General features: G+C 61.2%; 13 protein-coding genes. 5 read left to right on the top strand and 8 right to left on the bottom strand.

Translation table 11 applies throughout. From position 1 onward, the window contains the following. Positions 1-197 precede the first annotated feature (197 nt). Complete coding sequence (glgA, locus tag AC0QTX_RS11345) at positions 198-1,724, top strand: glycogen synthase GlgA (protein ID WP_474603927.1); 1,527 nt, start codon at positions 198-200, stop codon at positions 1,722-1,724. 170 nt (positions 1,725-1,894) lie between these two features. Here the strand turns inward: glgA and AC0QTX_RS11340 are convergent, their stop codons facing one another. After that, positions 1,895-2,692, bottom strand: coding sequence for a hypothetical protein (locus AC0QTX_RS11340; RefSeq protein ID WP_474603926.1), 798 nt, complete (start codon positions 2,690-2,692; stop codon positions 1,895-1,897). A 258-nt stretch (positions 2,693-2,950) separates the two neighbouring features. Then, positions 2,951-4,372: a protein adenylyltransferase SelO gene (locus tag AC0QTX_RS11335; RefSeq protein ID WP_474603925.1), complete on the bottom strand. Its 1,422-nt coding sequence runs from the start codon at positions 4,370-4,372 to the stop codon at positions 2,951-2,953. Positions 4,373-5,077: 705 nt separating this feature from the next. On the opposite strand from AC0QTX_RS11335, the gene AC0QTX_RS11330 reads away from it, so the two are divergent. Then, entirely contained in the window at positions 5,078-5,392 is a 315-nt protein-coding gene (locus tag AC0QTX_RS11330) for a hypothetical protein (RefSeq protein ID WP_474603924.1), read from the top strand. A gap of 29 nt (positions 5,393-5,421) precedes the next feature. On the opposite strand, the gene AC0QTX_RS11325 is transcribed toward AC0QTX_RS11330, so the two are convergent. Then, positions 5,422-6,579: a L,D-transpeptidase family protein gene (locus AC0QTX_RS11325; RefSeq protein ID WP_474603923.1), complete on the bottom strand. Its 1,158-nt coding sequence runs from the start codon at positions 6,577-6,579 to the stop codon at positions 5,422-5,424. Positions 6,580-6,939: 360 nt separating this feature from the next. On the opposite strand from AC0QTX_RS11325, the gene AC0QTX_RS11320 reads away from it, so the two are divergent. Together AC0QTX_RS11320 and AC0QTX_RS11315 are read left to right on the top strand one after the other, a co-directional pair. Beyond that, positions 6,940-10,272: a transcription-repair coupling factor gene (locus tag AC0QTX_RS11320; RefSeq protein ID WP_474603922.1), complete on the top strand. Its 3,333-nt coding sequence runs from the start codon at positions 6,940-6,942 to the stop codon at positions 10,270-10,272. Positions 10,273-10,357: 85 nt separating this feature from the next. Further along, the gene (locus AC0QTX_RS11315; protein WP_474603921.1) at positions 10,358-10,585 is read left to right on the top strand and encodes a hypothetical protein; all 228 of its coding nucleotides are present in this window, start codon (positions 10,358-10,360) and stop codon (positions 10,583-10,585) included. A gap of 3 nt (positions 10,586-10,588) precedes the next feature. Here AC0QTX_RS11315 and AC0QTX_RS11310 read toward each other — a convergent pair whose 3' ends face one another. Beyond that, entirely contained in the window at positions 10,589-11,146 is a 558-nt protein-coding gene (locus AC0QTX_RS11310) for a histidine phosphatase family protein (RefSeq protein ID WP_474603920.1), read from the bottom strand. Positions 11,147-11,285: 139 nt separating this feature from the next. On the opposite strand from AC0QTX_RS11310, the gene AC0QTX_RS11305 reads away from it, so the two are divergent. Next, on the top strand, positions 11,286-11,825 hold the full coding sequence (locus AC0QTX_RS11305; RefSeq protein ID WP_474603919.1) for a transglutaminase-like cysteine peptidase: 540 nt from the start codon (positions 11,286-11,288) through the stop codon (positions 11,823-11,825). Between the two features lie 18 nt (positions 11,826-11,843). On the opposite strand, the gene AC0QTX_RS11300 is transcribed toward AC0QTX_RS11305, so the two are convergent. Genes AC0QTX_RS11300 through AC0QTX_RS11285 form a run of 4 tightly spaced genes read right to left on the bottom strand, consistent with a single transcriptional unit; the run spans position 11,844 to position 15,154 of the window. Further along, the gene (locus AC0QTX_RS11300; protein ID WP_474603918.1) at positions 11,844-12,665 is read right to left on the bottom strand and encodes an alpha/beta hydrolase; all 822 of its coding nucleotides are present in this window, start codon (positions 12,663-12,665) and stop codon (positions 11,844-11,846) included. A gap of 11 nt (positions 12,666-12,676) precedes the next feature. Then, on the bottom strand, positions 12,677-13,375 hold the full coding sequence (locus AC0QTX_RS11295; protein WP_474603917.1) for an ABC transporter ATP-binding protein: 699 nt from the start codon (positions 13,373-13,375) through the stop codon (positions 12,677-12,679). After that, on the bottom strand, positions 13,375-14,130 hold the full coding sequence (locus tag AC0QTX_RS11290; RefSeq protein WP_474603916.1) for an ABC transporter ATP-binding protein: 756 nt from the start codon (positions 14,128-14,130) through the stop codon (positions 13,375-13,377). Before AC0QTX_RS11290 ends, AC0QTX_RS11295 begins: the two co-directional genes overlap by 1 nt. Next, positions 14,123-15,154 (bottom strand): branched-chain amino acid ABC transporter permease, encoded by a 1,032-nt coding sequence (locus AC0QTX_RS11285; protein WP_474603915.1) that lies wholly within the window; start codon positions 15,152-15,154, stop codon positions 14,123-14,125. The genes AC0QTX_RS11290 and AC0QTX_RS11285 overlap by 8 nt, the downstream gene beginning before the upstream one ends. Positions 15,155-15,161: the final 7 nt, after the last annotated feature.

Genomic DNA, 15,161 nt, shown 5'->3' with positions numbered 1-15,161 from the left:
GTTCCGGGACAATGAAAAAAATACAGCCAAGCTAATTTCGGCATGTGGTGAACCGAGAGACGATGTTCAGCCAAGCTGGCTGAAAGGACTAATCAAAAATTTCCACAAAATCTGCGGAACCATCGGGGGGGTAGTGAGTTAAAAGCCCGACTGCCTATGGCGCGGGGAGTCGACGGGGATCGCGCCTCTGAGCTAACATGCTGGACTCATCTCAACTGGACACCGTTTCAGGTGTCTCGACCTTGGCGCATGCCGAACTTCTGAGCGGTTCCCAGGCCTCCGTTTCCATCAAGCGCCGTCAATCAATTCTCTTCGTTACATCCGAGATTGCCGACTACATCAAGGCCGGTGGCCTTGGTGAAGTGTCGGCGGCATTGCCGCGCGCACTACGCCATCACTACGACGTGCGAATACTCATCCCCGGCTACCGGCAGGTTCTGTCGCAGATCGGCGATGTGGAGGAGATCGCCCGTCTGCCGGCTTCATTCGGCATACCGGCCTGCGGCCTCGGGCGCGGAACGACCCAGGATGGTCTGACGGTTTACGTGCTTCTGTGTCCGGAACTCTACGACCGCGACGGATCCCCATATGTCGACAGCTTCGGCACCGATTGGGGCGACAACGACATCCGCTTCGCGCGTCTTGGACTGGCGGCAGCCGATATCGCCTGCGGCAATGGTGATCCCTTATGGCGCGCCGATCTCCTGCATCTCAACGACTGGCCTTCGGGGCTCGCATCTGCTTACCTTGCCTGGCGTGGGCAGCATATTCCGACGATCCTGACGATTCACAATCTTGCCTATCAGGGGAATTTCGACCGTAATCGCCTGTCCCATCTGGGCATTCCCGATGCTGCCTTCCAGATGAACGGCGTCGAATTTTACGGCAAGCTCTCCTTCCTGAAGGCAGGCATTTACTACTCGTCGCATATCACAACCGTAAGCTCCACCTACGCTGAGGAAATCACGCGACCGGAATTCGGCTGTGGTCTCGACGGCCTTCTCAGAACCCGTGCCGAGGAAGGGCGTCTCGACGGCATCATCAACGGCATCGATGCAAGCTGGGATCCGAGTACGGATCCTTATTTGGTCAGCCAATTCTCGGCCGAAGATTTCCGGGGCAAGCGCGCCAACGCCAACACCGTGCGCAGGAGCTTCGGACTTGATGTATCTTCCGGCCCGCTTTTTGCAGTGGTGTCGCGCCTCGTGCATCAGAAAGGCGTTGACCTGGCCATCTCGGCGGCGGAAACCATCGTGTCGCAAGGAGGGCAGATCGCGGTCATCGGTCAGGGGGAGGCTCGATTCGAGGCCGAACTCAAGGCTCTGTCGAGCCGCCATCCCGGGTCCGTTGGCGTCAAGATCGGCTATGACGAGGGTGACGCTCGTCGCATGTATGCGGGCAGCGATTTCCTGCTCATGCCGTCTCGTTTCGAGCCCTGCGGCCTCAGTCAGATGTATGCGCAGCGCTTCGGCTCGCTGCCGATCGCGCATAAGACCGGCGGGCTGGCCGACACGATCGAAGACGGCGTTACCGGATTCCTGTTCGGCGAGCCCTCCCTGAACAGGTTCAAGGACGCAATCAAACGAGGACTTGAAACCTTCCAATCGAGGTCCCGTCTGACGACCATGCGTCGCGCTGCGATGAGCAGGCCTCATGGATGGGACCGTTCCGCCTCCCGTTATCAGGAGGTCTATGAACGCGCCTGCCATGCGGCTTTGGCCTGATTTTCCAACCGCTAACGATTGCTCTCTATGCCATGAGTTGAACCTTGTTCAGCTCATGGCATAGGTTGATGGAGCGCCTCAAGAAGGCATCATCTCGTGACCGTAAACAGTAAAAGCCCGTGGCTGCAACCGCAGCCACGGGTCTGTTTCTGAGGCTGGATCAGGCTAGGTTAGTCCTTGCCGCCGCGGCCATTTCCATTGCCGCCGCCATTGCCTTTGCCGCCACCGTTACCGCCGCCGGCCGGACCGTCGGCATCGCTCCCGTCGCCATTGTTCGAGCCGCCCGGGTTCGACGAGTCGTTTCCATCAGGGTCATTGCCGTGGCCGTTGTTGCCATGCCCCCCGCCGTTGCCGTTGCCGTTGTTACCATGGCCCCCGCCATTGCCGTTGCCGTTGTTGCCATGGCCTCCGCCATTACGGTTGTTGCCGTTGCCACCAGTACCGCCGTTGCCGCCCGTGCCGCCGTTTCCGCCAGTGCCGCCGTTTCCGCCAGTACCACCGTTGCCGCCCGTGCCTCCCGTGCCGCCATCGTCACCGTTGCTGCCGGTCCCACCATTGCTGCCGGCTCCGCCTGCGCCGCCCGACCCACCGGTTCCCGAGTTGCCGCGATCCGCAACGGCACCGCCGCGGCCAGGGCCTCGCCCATCATTGACGCCGCCGGGTGAGCCGACCGCGGGATTTTCAGCGCCTGGAACGGCATTCGGATTGCGGCTGATCGAGCCTGTTGAAAAGTCGCTCTGATCCCGGTCATTGAGACGGTTCATTCTGCCGAGAGCCTGAGGACGGATGGCGCAACGGCAGACTTCCTGACCCTGCACGATGTGAAGGCGGCAGTTGCTGTACATGGATGGATTGGCGACAGCCGGCATGCACTGCGGACCAGGCCCGAGATTCTGGGCAAAGGCCGAGGATCCGACAGAAAGGAAGAGGGCTGCGCCAGACAAAGCAAGAGCGTGCGAACGCCTCATGGGTTCACCTACATAGTTAGTCAGTTGTGATGTGTAGCTGCCTAATGACAGCCCGATTGCCGTATAGACGCATGTATAGGGATAACGTTCCTGAGATCAGATGAAATTCTAATCTCTTTCTCAGGGGAACTTTCCTGGGCGATACGCTATGCTAGGCTTAAATGGCTCTCACACGGGTCATTTGAGCCCAGTTGTGCATCAAATATAGCTTGGCTATTCAGGTTATACTTAAGCTTATAGGATGATTTTCTGGGAGGATCATCGGCCTCGATAGGCCTCTGCCATAGCACGGATGTCATCAAGCTTAGCAGCTAAGGCAGACCAGTCATCCTCAGCGGCGATGGGGGCCCAAATCGCCTCCACCTCACCGATAAGCATGGTGCATGGGGTGGTTCGTTCGAAGTAGGGATGGCTGTGATTGATGCCGAGCGAAGGTGAGAAATCGTCGAGAACTGTCCGGACGGTTTGGAAAGTCTCATGAACGTAGAGGCTTGCGGAGCTGCTCTTCTCCGCCCGCTGTGTGCTCAGGCTGCCGCCGTACCAGTCAAAGAATGTCTGCTCGAACGGAGCGCCGGTCTCGTGAAGGAAGGTCCATAGGGCCTTGGCCAAGGCGCCATCGTGCTTGTAACCTCTGGATTGCAGCCCGAGGCGGCGCAGGATCGCGTGCGCGAATTCACGGTGGAGGGTGGGCTCGAAAGAGGCAAGGGCCTGCTCCAGCACATTCTGCGGAGCCAGGGGAAGCAGGCACTCAGCCAAGCGGTAGAGGTTCCAGAGCAGAGCATCGGGCTGCCGCCCGAAAGCATAGAGACCGCTCTCGTCGAAATACGCCGCTGTGAAGCCCGGATCGTAATGGGGCAGAAAGCGCCAAGGCCCGTAGTCGAAGCTTTCTCCGGTGATATTGATGTTGTCGGTGTTGAGCACCCCATGCACGAAGCCTGCCGCCATCCAATGTGCGCCCATGCGGGCGACGCGCCTGCTGACCTGCTCGAGAAAGGCAGCCGCCCGTGCCTGTTCCTCATCGCGCCAAGCCTCCGGCAGGTAGGTTTGAACCGAATGGTCGAGCAGCCTGCGGAGATTGTCGATCTCGTTGAGGTAGAGAAAGCGCTGAAAGGTTCCGATTCGGATATGGGAATGACTGAGACGAACCAGAACGGAGGAGCGGGTAGGAGAGGGTTCGTCGCCTCTCTCGAGCTCCTCGCCCGTTTCGATCAGGCTGAAGGATTTGGAAGTCTCGACACCGAGCGCCTCCAGCATCTCGGTCGCGAGGATCTCCCGCACTCCCCCTTTGAGCGTGAGCCTGCCGTCCGCATGGCGTGACCACGGTGTCTGGCCGCTCCCCTTGGTTGCAAGGTCGAGAAGCCGTCCGTCCTCAGCATCCCTGAGCTGAGCGAAGAGAAAGCCGCGTCCGTCGCCGAGATGAGCATTATAAACCCTGAACTGGTGGCCATGGTAGCGGAGGGCCAGCGGTTGTTCAAAGCTTCCAGGCAAAGGCCTGAAGCGGCCGAAATGGTCGATCCATTCCTGATCGGTCAGGGTGTCGAGACCTACCCGCCTTGACCATTGCTGATTGCGGTAGCGCAGAATGTGCTGCGGAAAGTTTGCCGGTCCGACGACATCGTAGAACGAAGGCCCGAGTTCCTCATGCTTCTTCGAAGCGGAAAAGGCAGGTGAAAGAGGCATCCGAGCAATCCCGTTCAACCATTGATCAAGTCCAACGAGGCCGAATAGTTCACCCGATCAGCCGTGGCCATGATGCGTGGCGAGCATCGTTCGGGTGAAGAGGTCTACCAGAATCGCTGAGTCGAATCCGCTAGGACCTGATGCATACACTGTTTCATTAACCGAAGCGTAAGCCCTGTTCGTACCCGAGGCTCAAAAAATTTTCACAAACAGCCTGATTCCGAAACCGCTTTAGTTGCCTGAAGTTCGGACGGAATGCTCAAGCACCGGCCCCAGTGTTCGCATGATCGTATGCTTTCACCTATTGGCGGCTGCGGCATCGTCTCTTAAGCTTTCAAGTAACGAAGCAAGCGGGAGGCGGGTCCGTGGCATTGAGAAATGTGCTGAGCCTTTGCGGCCGGATAGGCTTGATCGTGGCGGCATTCACCTTTGTCGCCGGGATCGTTGCAGGTCCCATTCTTGAGAAAATCCTGTTTTCGCAGCTCACGGTGACGGAGCGCAGCACACAGCCAGCGCGGCCTCCAATGGAACCTCCTGAACAGCAGACCGGAAAGCCGGGCTAACACCTTTTTAGAGATCGGTGGGGCATAACCCACTTCATCGCCGATGCAGGCAGGAATGCGGCTCCATGTCCGGGGAAGCGCGATGAGCAACGACACGATACTGAGACAGGAAATTCGCTATTCGCTCGGTTGCATTCGCAGCATGATCGATAACTATTCGGGATTGTATCCAGGGGAAAATCTTGCGCGCGATGTCCTGCGCTTCTGCGATGAGGTGGCCGACGCGGGAACGCCGCATCCGCGCCTGCAGGAGGCGAGGCGCCTCGTAGAGGATCGCTGCAGGCGGCTTGCTCAGGACACGGATCGTTTCGCTTTGCGCGATCCTGCCGTAATCGCAGTCTCGCGCGCCCAAGCCATGGCTGCCATCGACATGCTTCAGGATGTGGTGTTCGAATGGCGGAAGGCACGCATGAAAGTGCCGTCGTCCGGGCACCTGCTGCGCAGAAAGAGCTTGTGAGAAATCAGCCTCCCTGAGATTTCAGTACCTCACAGGCGCTTGGGTTTGATGGATGCGGTAGCCGGTACATCGACAGCGTCCAGTTCGGGACCAGGCTCGCTCTTCGGCAGGTCGAGCCCATAGACATCGTTCCGGAAGTGGACTGTGCCATCGGCCGTTGCGTATCCAGTCAGGTAAACCCACGCGACCGGCACAGGCTTGTCGAGGCGAATATCCTGACGCGCCGTGCTGACGATGGCTGCGTCGAGATCCGTTTTCGTCCACGAACCTGAAGGTCCGTTGGTTTCGCGTAACAACCACTCGGCAAAATCACCCACATCGGCAACACGAACGCAACCAGAGGAATGAAAGCGGATATCCTGAGCGAAAAGCTGCTTCTTGGGCGTATCATGCATATAGACTGCGTGTTTGTTCGGCATGTCGATGCGGATCTGCCCAAGTGAGTTGATCGCGCCCGGGTCCTGTCGGAGAGTGTAGTTGACGGCGTTCTGCGTCGACCAGTCAATCGCCTTGGGATCGACCTCCTGCCCCTTCGCATCCAGGATGCGGATCTTCATCTTCTGCAGGTATTCCGGATCTTTCCGAACGTGCGGAATGATATCCTTCTTGATGAGAGAGACCGGCACGGTCCAGGTAGGATTGAGATTGACCGCCGTGACGCGGGTTTCGACACTGGGCGAGGGTCTGTCGACCTTGCCGACGATGGCGACGTAGCGCCGGACAACTTGGCCCTGCTCGACAGCCTCCACGGCGGCCGAGGGAATGTTGACCACGACATATCGGTCGCTGAAAGAGAACGTGGAACTCGCCAGCCGTTGCGCGGATGCGGTGAGCTGCCGATGGCGCGCTGTCGCTGAAACGTTGAGCGCCTCCACCGTCCTCGCTCTCACCGCCCCGGATTCCGGCAGGCCATGCCGCGCCTGAAATCGCTTGACTGCGCTGGTGACAGCGGCGTCGAAGATAGTGCCGCTCGCGAGCTCGGACGGGAGGTCTCCTTCGGCGGCGAGACGTTGCCGGAGGACCGAAACGAGCGGCCCCTGGTCGCTGGCCTTCATGACGGTTCCCTCAGGGAGCGAGGGCCAGCCTCCCGCCTCGGCAATGCGCTTGTAGGTCCAGGCAGCCCGCATCGTGTTGATGAAGGTGTTGGCGTCTAAGGTTGGACGGGCATCCTGCGTGATCGTCGCCACGGGTAGCTTTGATGGCGTTGCCGGCAGGCTCGATTTGCTGATCGGCGGCGTTGCTGCTTTCTGTCGCGCATCAGGTTCCGTCGCCGGCGCGGAGCTGCCCAGGGACTGATGGGCCGGGACAGCCTGGGGCATGGGTCCGGAGGCGGCCCACGCATCGTTCAGGCTGCTCAATGTCGAGCACGAAAGAAGGATCAGGCTCAGGCTGACGGTGAGGCGTGTTGCATTCCGGTAGGTCATAGGGGAACTATGGCCTAGGATGGTTTACAAAGTGCTGCACCGAGGGTGGGCGGAGCGGCCTGCAACTGGCTTTGAGGCCATGCGTTGTCTTCGCCTCAGCCCTCTCCCCGTACGAGTTCCTCCATGCATGTGAAGCCCGCTCCCTCTCAGGACATCCGACGGATCGACCTCACCTTGCCGTCGTCCATCGGGCTCCATGCGGTTCACCTGATCGAGCAGGCTTATAACAGTGATCATGGACAGCTTATCTACCTATCGGAAGGCGAGAACCGGGCCGAGCAGGTTGCTCAGGCCGTAAAGGGGCTGGATCCAGATCTGGATGTCCATCTGCTGCCCCCATGGGACTGTCTTCCCTACGACAACTCCTCGCCTTCGCGGGAGGCCATGGGTCGGCGCATGTCCGTCCTGCGGCGCATGAGAGAGCCGCTCGAAGGCGCGCGCCTGCTGATCGCAAGCAGTGCTGCCATCATTCAGCGCGTGCCTCCGCGCAGCATCTGGAAGCAGGCCTGCTTCCATCTCAAGACAGGCGCGTCCTTCTCGCAGGATGAACTGGAATTCTACCTCATGCGTGCTGGGTACATCCTGGATGAGAGGGTGGACGAGCCAGGGGAGGCTGCCATCCGCGGGCAGGTCATCGACATCTTCCCGGCAAGCAGTCCCTTGCCTTACCGCATCGAGCGGGATGGGCAGATCATTGCCGCCATCCGGTCCTATGATCCTGTGTCCCAGCGCACCGAAGCGGAGATCGAGAGACTCCTTCTGGATCCCGCTTCCGAAATTCTGCTTGAGAGAACGGACGATGGTTCGAGGCCGGAGATCTTCGAGGGCATGGAGCATCGGCTGCCCGAGCATTACCCATCTCTCGAAACAGTCTTTGATTACTGGCCGGATGCTCCTGTTGTGATTTCGCCCGGAGCGGAGGGACGGCGTCAGCTGGTGATGGAGCAGATCGCCGATGCTTACGAAAGCCGCACTTCGGTGCGGGTCCAGGGAGGCAGCAGAGAACATGCGGTTGCTCCAGAGCGCCTGTTCATTGGAGATGAGGAGTGGCATGGCCTCCTTGGTGAACGCCGTCTGACTTTCATTCATGCTGCATCGGAGGAGGAGGCAAGACAAAACGCTGTTCCGCGCTTTGCTGCCGCGACCAAGCCGGTTCGTGCTCTCGCAAATTTCATTGAGGCACAACAGCGCAGCGACCGGAAGCTCGTTCTGTTGGCTGCCACGAAGGAAGACCTGAAACGCATGAGACGCTGGGGCGCGTCTCTGCAGCTCACCCCAGCCGTCATACAGCGATGGAGCGACGCCGTTGCCGGGCCGCCGCAGGGATCCTTCGTGCTCCAAGCCGATATCAGGAGCGGGTTCATCGACGAACGGCATGGCATTGCTGTTGTTACGGCGGCCGACGTTCTGGGAAGCCGCGCGTCGAGCGGGTCTGGTCAAGAGATCAGGTCTGCTGCTCAGCAGTTCGCCGACATGCAGTTTCAGATCGGCGATGCCGTCATCCACGTCGATCATGGACTAGGACTTCTGGAGGGAACCGAAACCATCAGCGCGGGCGATGGCGGAGCGAGCGATACGGTTCGGCTCACCTATGCGGGCGATACGACCCTCATGATTCCTGCGACCGACATGGGACGCGTGTGGCGGTATGGCCGCATGTCCGACTCGCTGCAGCTCGACAAGCTGAAGAGCGATGCTTGGCCTGCGAAACTGGCTGCCATCGAGATGGAGATGCGGGAAACAGCCGAGGGTTTGGGCAAACTGTTCAAAGCCCGTGAAGCCGTCAGGCTGGAGCCGCTCATACCTCCTGGGCACGAATACGAACGCTTCGTGGCGCGCTTTCCGTTCTCCGAGACTCCGGATCAGCTGCGTGCCATCGGCGACATCCTCGAAGATCTGGCTTCAGGACATCCCATGGACCGGCTGGTTTGCGGAGATGTCGGTTTCGGCAAGACGGAGGTTGCCCTGCGCGCTGCAGCAGCCGTGGCGCTTTCGGGCAAGCAGGTTGCTGTGATCGCCCCGACGACTGTGCTGGCGCGCCAGCACGTGCGCAGCTTTCAGAGGCGCTTTGCAGGCTTTGGCATCGAAGTCGCGCATCTGTCGCGCCTGGTGACGGCGTCTGAGGCACGTGCTGTCAAGCAGGGGCTGGCCGACGGCTCCGTGCGTATCGTGATCGGCACGCATGCCCTGGCCGCCAAAGGCGTTAGCTTCAAGGATCTCGGTCTTGTCATCATCGACGAAGAGCAGAGGTTCGGAGCGGCTCATAAATCGAAGCTGAGGGCAATGGCTTCAGGCGGGCATGTGCTGACGCTGACCGCAACGCCTATTCCGCGCACCTTGCAATCGGCCCTGGTGGGTTTGCAGGAGCTGAGCATCATCGCAACGCCTCCGGCCCGGCGGCAGCCCATTCGAACCTTCCTGACGGAATTCGATGCCGCGACCCTTCGACTGGCTCTCATGCGCGAGCGCCGACGCCGTGGTCAGAGCTTCGTGGTCTGCTCCCGGGTGGAAGACATCGAGCCCATCCGTGAGCAGCTTGCGAAGATCGTGCCTGAACTCACGGTTCTCGTTGCGCATGGCCAGATGCCGCCGGCGGAGACGGACGACGTGATGGTGCGCTTCGCGGACGGCGAAGGTGACATCCTGCTCGCCACCAACATCATCGAGAGCGGCCTCGATGTTCCACGCGCCAATACCATGCTGGTGTGGCGGGCCGACCGCTTCGGGCTGTCCCAACTCCATCAGCTTCGCGGGCGCGTGGGACGCGGCCGTATCCGCGGCACCACCTATCTCCTGATGGAGCCAGGGCAGGAGCTGCCGAAAGCGACCGAGAAGCGTCTGCGCACCCTGGAGGCCCTCGACCGGTTGGGAGCCGGGTTCGCCATCAGCGCGCAGGATCTTGACCAACGCGGAGCCGGTGCCTTGCTGGGCGAGCAGCAGGCAGGACACATCAACCTTATTGGAGCCGATCTCTACCAGCACCTGCTCAAGCGCTCCCTGCAGGGCGAAACCTATGTGGATGACTGGACGCCTGAGCTCAACATCGGCTCGGCAGGCTCCATTCCAGCCGAGTACGTGCATGAACCCGAGGTGCGGATCAATCTCTATGCCCGCATCGCGCGCATGGATACCACCGAGTCCATCGACGACCTTGAGGAAGAAATCGAGGATCGCTTCGGGCCTATCCCTGAAGCTTTGGGACATCTTCTGCGCCTCACGAGCATGAGGCAGATGTGTCAGCGGCTTGGTATCGCCCGCATCAATGCGGGTCCTCAGGCGATCGCCCTGAGCTTCAGGCCGGGAGCCACCGAGAAACTGCCTGTGCAGGATGTCATCGCAGGGTCTCACGGGGTGCTACGGTGGAGCGGTGAGCGGCTCGTCCTCGCGGTTGCGGAGGATCATGCCGGCGAAAGGGAAAAGCACATCCTCGAGCTTCTGACGCGGCTCGAACAGTGAGACACCCGGGAGCCGATCCGTTCACCCGCGAACGGATCGCGCCTGTAAGACTTATCTTGAAGCTGACTACCAACGTGAGGAGCCGATGACGTCGGAGGAGATCAAGGAATTGAATGCAGCACGGGAGAGTCTCGTGAAGCGTCGCAGGGAGATGGCTCGACAACTGTCCGAGTCGCCGCTCCCGTCCGTCGAAATGGCCGAGGAGCTCACCAAGATCCTCGTCGCAATCGAGGCTCTGGACCGGGCTCTGAACGAGGCGGGTCACCCCTACATGAGCCAGGGCGTGGTCGATCAGCTCAGAGCTGAGGACTAGATCTTAAAGTCTTACTTGCCCGACGACATCGAATCCTGAATCCGGCCGTGGCCTGAGTACGAGCATTTCGCCTTCACTGGGGAAGATGCCGGTCAATGCCGTGATGTTGACCTGATGAGTTACAAGCACCAGAACGCCGGTCGAACGCCATCCTTCTATGATCCGGCGCACGGCCTGCGTCTGGGCAGGTTCCTGATCGCGCCCCGAGAAGAACGAATCCAGCGGAGGAGACGGCTGTGCCATGGCGCCGAAGGCCAGTCGGGCGGTGTCCAGAGCGCGGCACCAGCGGCTTGACAGCACGCGCTCGACGGGCACCTGCCGGGCTCTGAACTGCTCCCCGATCCGTTGTGCCTGTCGCCGGCCGTCCTCGGAAAGGTTGCGCTGCGTCGAGCACTCCTCCAGCCGAAAACTGGGCGGATCTCCCGTTCCTGGGGCACGGGCGTGCCGGAACAGCGCCACCGTGCCTCCCTGCCGCAAGGCCTGCCAAGCCTCGTCGGATGCCCAAGCTGACTGGGTCCAACCCGTCAGCACGATGAGTACCAGAGCCATAGGCAAGCGCATGGGGAGCCTCTGAGCCTGACAGCCAAGCTGCCTCAATGTTGTCTCATAGTACAGGCCTATAGGTCGGCAAGATAACGCAGAAACGGAGCGGATCAACAGCTCCGGAAAAAAGCCGACAATTGGCACAGGGGCATGTTCAATGATTTCCATCTCACAAAGGCTCACGCTTGGCTTGGCTGTCGGCCTCATGACGTTGCCATTCGCTACCGTGCAGGCGCAGCCCGGCCGCCCTTTCGCCTTGAGTGCCGAGCGGATGACGCAGCTGCAGCAGGTCAACAGCCATGTGAACAGCACCATCCGTGAGGTCTCGGATCTGGAGCAATATGGCCGTGAGGACGTATGGGTGCTCCCGACCAGCGGCAAGGGCGATTGCGAGGACTTCGCAATGCTGAAGCGCAAGATGCTGCTCGAGCGCGGTTGGCCTTCCTCGGCGCTCTCAATCACGGTCGGGGCCACGGCACAGGGTGAAGCTCACGCCGTGCTTCTCGTATCGACCGCCCATGGACAGTACGTCCTCGACAATCTCACCTCGTCGATTCTGAGTCCTGAGAGAACAGGCCATGTGTTGCATGCGCGACAATCAGGCCGCTCGTGGATCTCCGCTTCGGGGGAGAGGACCAGTGAGCCCGTTGCGGATCTCCCCGTTGCGCAGGTTGTCTCCCGCCGTAAGCGCGGATGATTCCAGAGCACTGCGGGCTCAGGCCTTTGCAGCCAGGTCGACCAGGATATTGACGAGCGGGTCTGCCGGATGCGCAAGGCCTGCTATCACGTCGAAGTGGTGGGCGCCAGGCACCTCATGATAGCGGGTCGTCACTCCAGCCTGACCCCATTCATCGACGATCGCGCGCGATTGGCGAAGGAACTCGCTGCTTTCCGCCCCGCCGACCGCGGCGACAAGGTTTCCAGACTTCGGCGCTGTCCATTCTAGCGGGCTGAGGCGGCGTGCCTCCTCGGTCGTAAGGCCGAGAGCCTTGTTGATCGAAGTTCCTACGAGGGGTGGGAGATCGAAGAGACCCGAAATCGGCATGGCTGCCCGGACAGGGCGCTGTTGCGGCACAGCGCGCGCCATGAGGCAGGCCGCCAGATGTCCGCCTGCGGAATGACCAGTGGCGACGATGGGCTGTCCTGTTCGATTTATGATGAAATCGGCAGCCATCTCGATTTCGGCGATGATGCCGGCCAGTGTGGCTGCAGGCGCGAGGGTGTAGCTCGGCACCGCCACCGTCAGCCCGCGCCCGTTGGCGCCACGGGCGAGATGGCTGGAAGATGATTTATCGAAGGCCTGCCAGTAGCCGCCATGGATGAACAGCACGACGGGACCACCGTTCCCGCCGTTCTCGGCATGGAAGAGATCAAGTCTGTGCCGCTCTCCGGGCCCATAGGCCAGATCGAGTTCGCAGCGGGCCTTCTCACGATAGCCGGCGGCATCGCGCTGCCAGCCTGCAATATGGAGAGGGTGATCGGGCACGCGTGCCCGGTTGTTGTACTCGGCCTCAAAGTCGAGATCTTCGGATGCCATGGAGGTCGTCCCTAGACGTGCAGGTACCGGTCCTTGAGGCTGGTATCCGTCATGAGTTCTTCGCTGGTTCCTGTCCAGACCGAGCGGCCCTTCTCGACGATCACGTGGCGGTCGGCGAAGGTCGCCAGCACGCCCACGTTCTTGTCGATGACCAGGATCGATTGGTGCTCGCTCTTGAGACGCTTGAGGCAGGTCCAGATCTCGGCACGGATGAGCGGTGCCAGTCCTTCCGTCGCCTCATCCAGAATGAGCAGCTTCGGGTTCGTCATCAGAGCGCGGCCGACGGCCAGCATCTGCTGCTCGCCGCCGGAGAGCTGCGTCCCGAGATTGCTCCTGCGCTCCTTCAGGCGCGGGAACAGGTCGTACACGGCATCGAGGGTCCAGCGGCGGGAGCCCGTTCGGGTGGAGGCCGTGGCAACGAGGTTCTCCTCGACCGTCAAGGTCGGGAAGATCTGGCGCCCCTCCGGCACGAGGCCTATGCCGGTTTGAGCGATGCGGTAGGGTGCGAGGCCGGTCACGAGGGCGCCATCGAAGCGGACTTCGCCGCCGCGGGGGCGCAGGAGGCCCATGATGGAGCGCACGGTGGTGGTCTTGCCCATGCCGTTGCGCCCGAGCAGCGTCACCACCTCGCCGGCGCCGACCTCGAGCGAAATGTCGAACAATACCTGGGCTGCGCCGTAGGAGGCCTGGAGCTGCCGGACGAAAAGCATCAGACCATCTCCTCTTCGCCGAGATAGGCAGCACGGACATCGGGGTTGGCTCTGATCCGCTCAGGCGTGTCGGTGGCGATGACGCGCCCATAGACGAGAACCGAAACGCGGTCGGCGAGGGAGAAGACCGCCTCCATGTCGTGTTCGATGAGAACGATGGTCAAGCGGCTCTTCAGGCGGCGCAGGGTCTCGACCACGCGCTGGGATTCGTCATGCCCAGTTCCTGCCAGAGGCTCGTCGAGCAGGAGGAGTTTCGGTGCGGTCGCGAGCCCGATGGCAAGCTCCAGCTGGCGCTTCTCGCCGTGGGACAGGAGCCCGGCCGGGATGTGGGCACGTGCGCCAAGCCCGACCTCGCCAAGACATTCCATCGCCGGACCGTTCAGGCCCTTCTCCTGCGACGCATTGCCGAAGAAGCGGAAGCTCGATCCGGAGCGGGCCTGGACCGCGAGCGCCACGTTCTCCAAGGCGGAGAAGCCGGGCAGAATCGAGGTGATCTGGAACGAGCGCGCCAGCCCGCGATCGACCCGCCGCGGCATGGAGAGGGGGGTGATGTCCCCGCCGGCAAACAGGATTTGGCCCGAATTGGATGGCAGCATCCCCGAGATCTGGTGGATGAGGGTCGTCTTGCCGGCGCCGTTGGGGCCGATGATGGCGTGCAACTCGCCAGGCTGAACCGAGAGGCTGACATCGTCGGTGACGACGAGGGCGCCGTAATTCTTCCGAAGATTGCGGAGTTCGAGCAGCGGTTCAGCCATGATGCGTCCTCCGCAGCAGTCCCATGATCCCGCCCCTGACGAACAGCACGATCAGGATGAGCAGGGGGCCGAACACCATTTTCCAGTTTTCGGCAAGGTGCACCCGCGTCTCCTCGCTGAGGAAAAAACTCGCCATATGCAGGATCTCGGGCAGAAACTCCTCCAGCAGCAGGAAGGCAGCGGCTCCAATGATCGCTCCATGCAGAGAGCCGAGCCCGCCGAGCACAACCATGAAGATCAGCTCGCCCGAACGCTGCCAGGTCATGTATGCCGGGCTGACGAATTCTGCCTGATTGGCCAGGAGACATCCGGCGAGACCTGCCATCATGCCGCTGATCACATAGGTGGCGAGCTGGAAGCGGAAGGGCCGGAAACCGATGGCTTCCATGCGAATGGCATTCTCCCGCGTGCCGCGCAGGACGCGGCCGAACCTGGAGGCGACGATCGACCGCGAGAGGGCATAGACTCCGAACAGGCAGAGCAGGCAGACCCAGTAGAAAGTGAAGTCGTTCTCCAGCCAGTCGGAACCGGCGATGAGGCTGCGGGACGCCAGGGTCATGCCGTCGTCCCCGCCATAGGTCGCGAGCGAAGTCGCGAGGAAATACAGCATCTGCCCGAAGGCGAGGGTGATCATGATGAAGTAGACACCCTTCGTCCGCAGGGAGATGGCGCCGGTCACAAACGCGAAGGCGGCCGAGGCAAGGAGCGTCGCAGGAACCTGAACAAGAGCATCCTCAAAGCCATGGCTCGCCAGGATGCCGACTGCATAGCCGCCGAGGCCGAGAAAGGCCGCATGGCCGAAGCTCACGAGCGCGCCATAGCCGAGGATGAGATCGAGCGCTATGGCTGCGATGCCGAAGATCATCACCCGGGTGAGCAGGGACAGGACATAGCCCTCGGCACCCGAGAAAGTGGCAAGGAGCGGTGCCGCTGCAAAGGCAGCAAAGAGCACTACAGGAATGATCTCGAGCCGGGTCGAGAGGGACGGGGCGGCGGCGGAATGGGTTTCGGCGATCTCGGTCATGGCTCCA

This window comes from Microvirga sp. jy35 (genome assembly GCF_056148915.1).
Note: the sequence above shows the minus strand (reverse complement) of the source record. Positions and strands in the feature narration are given on the sequence as shown.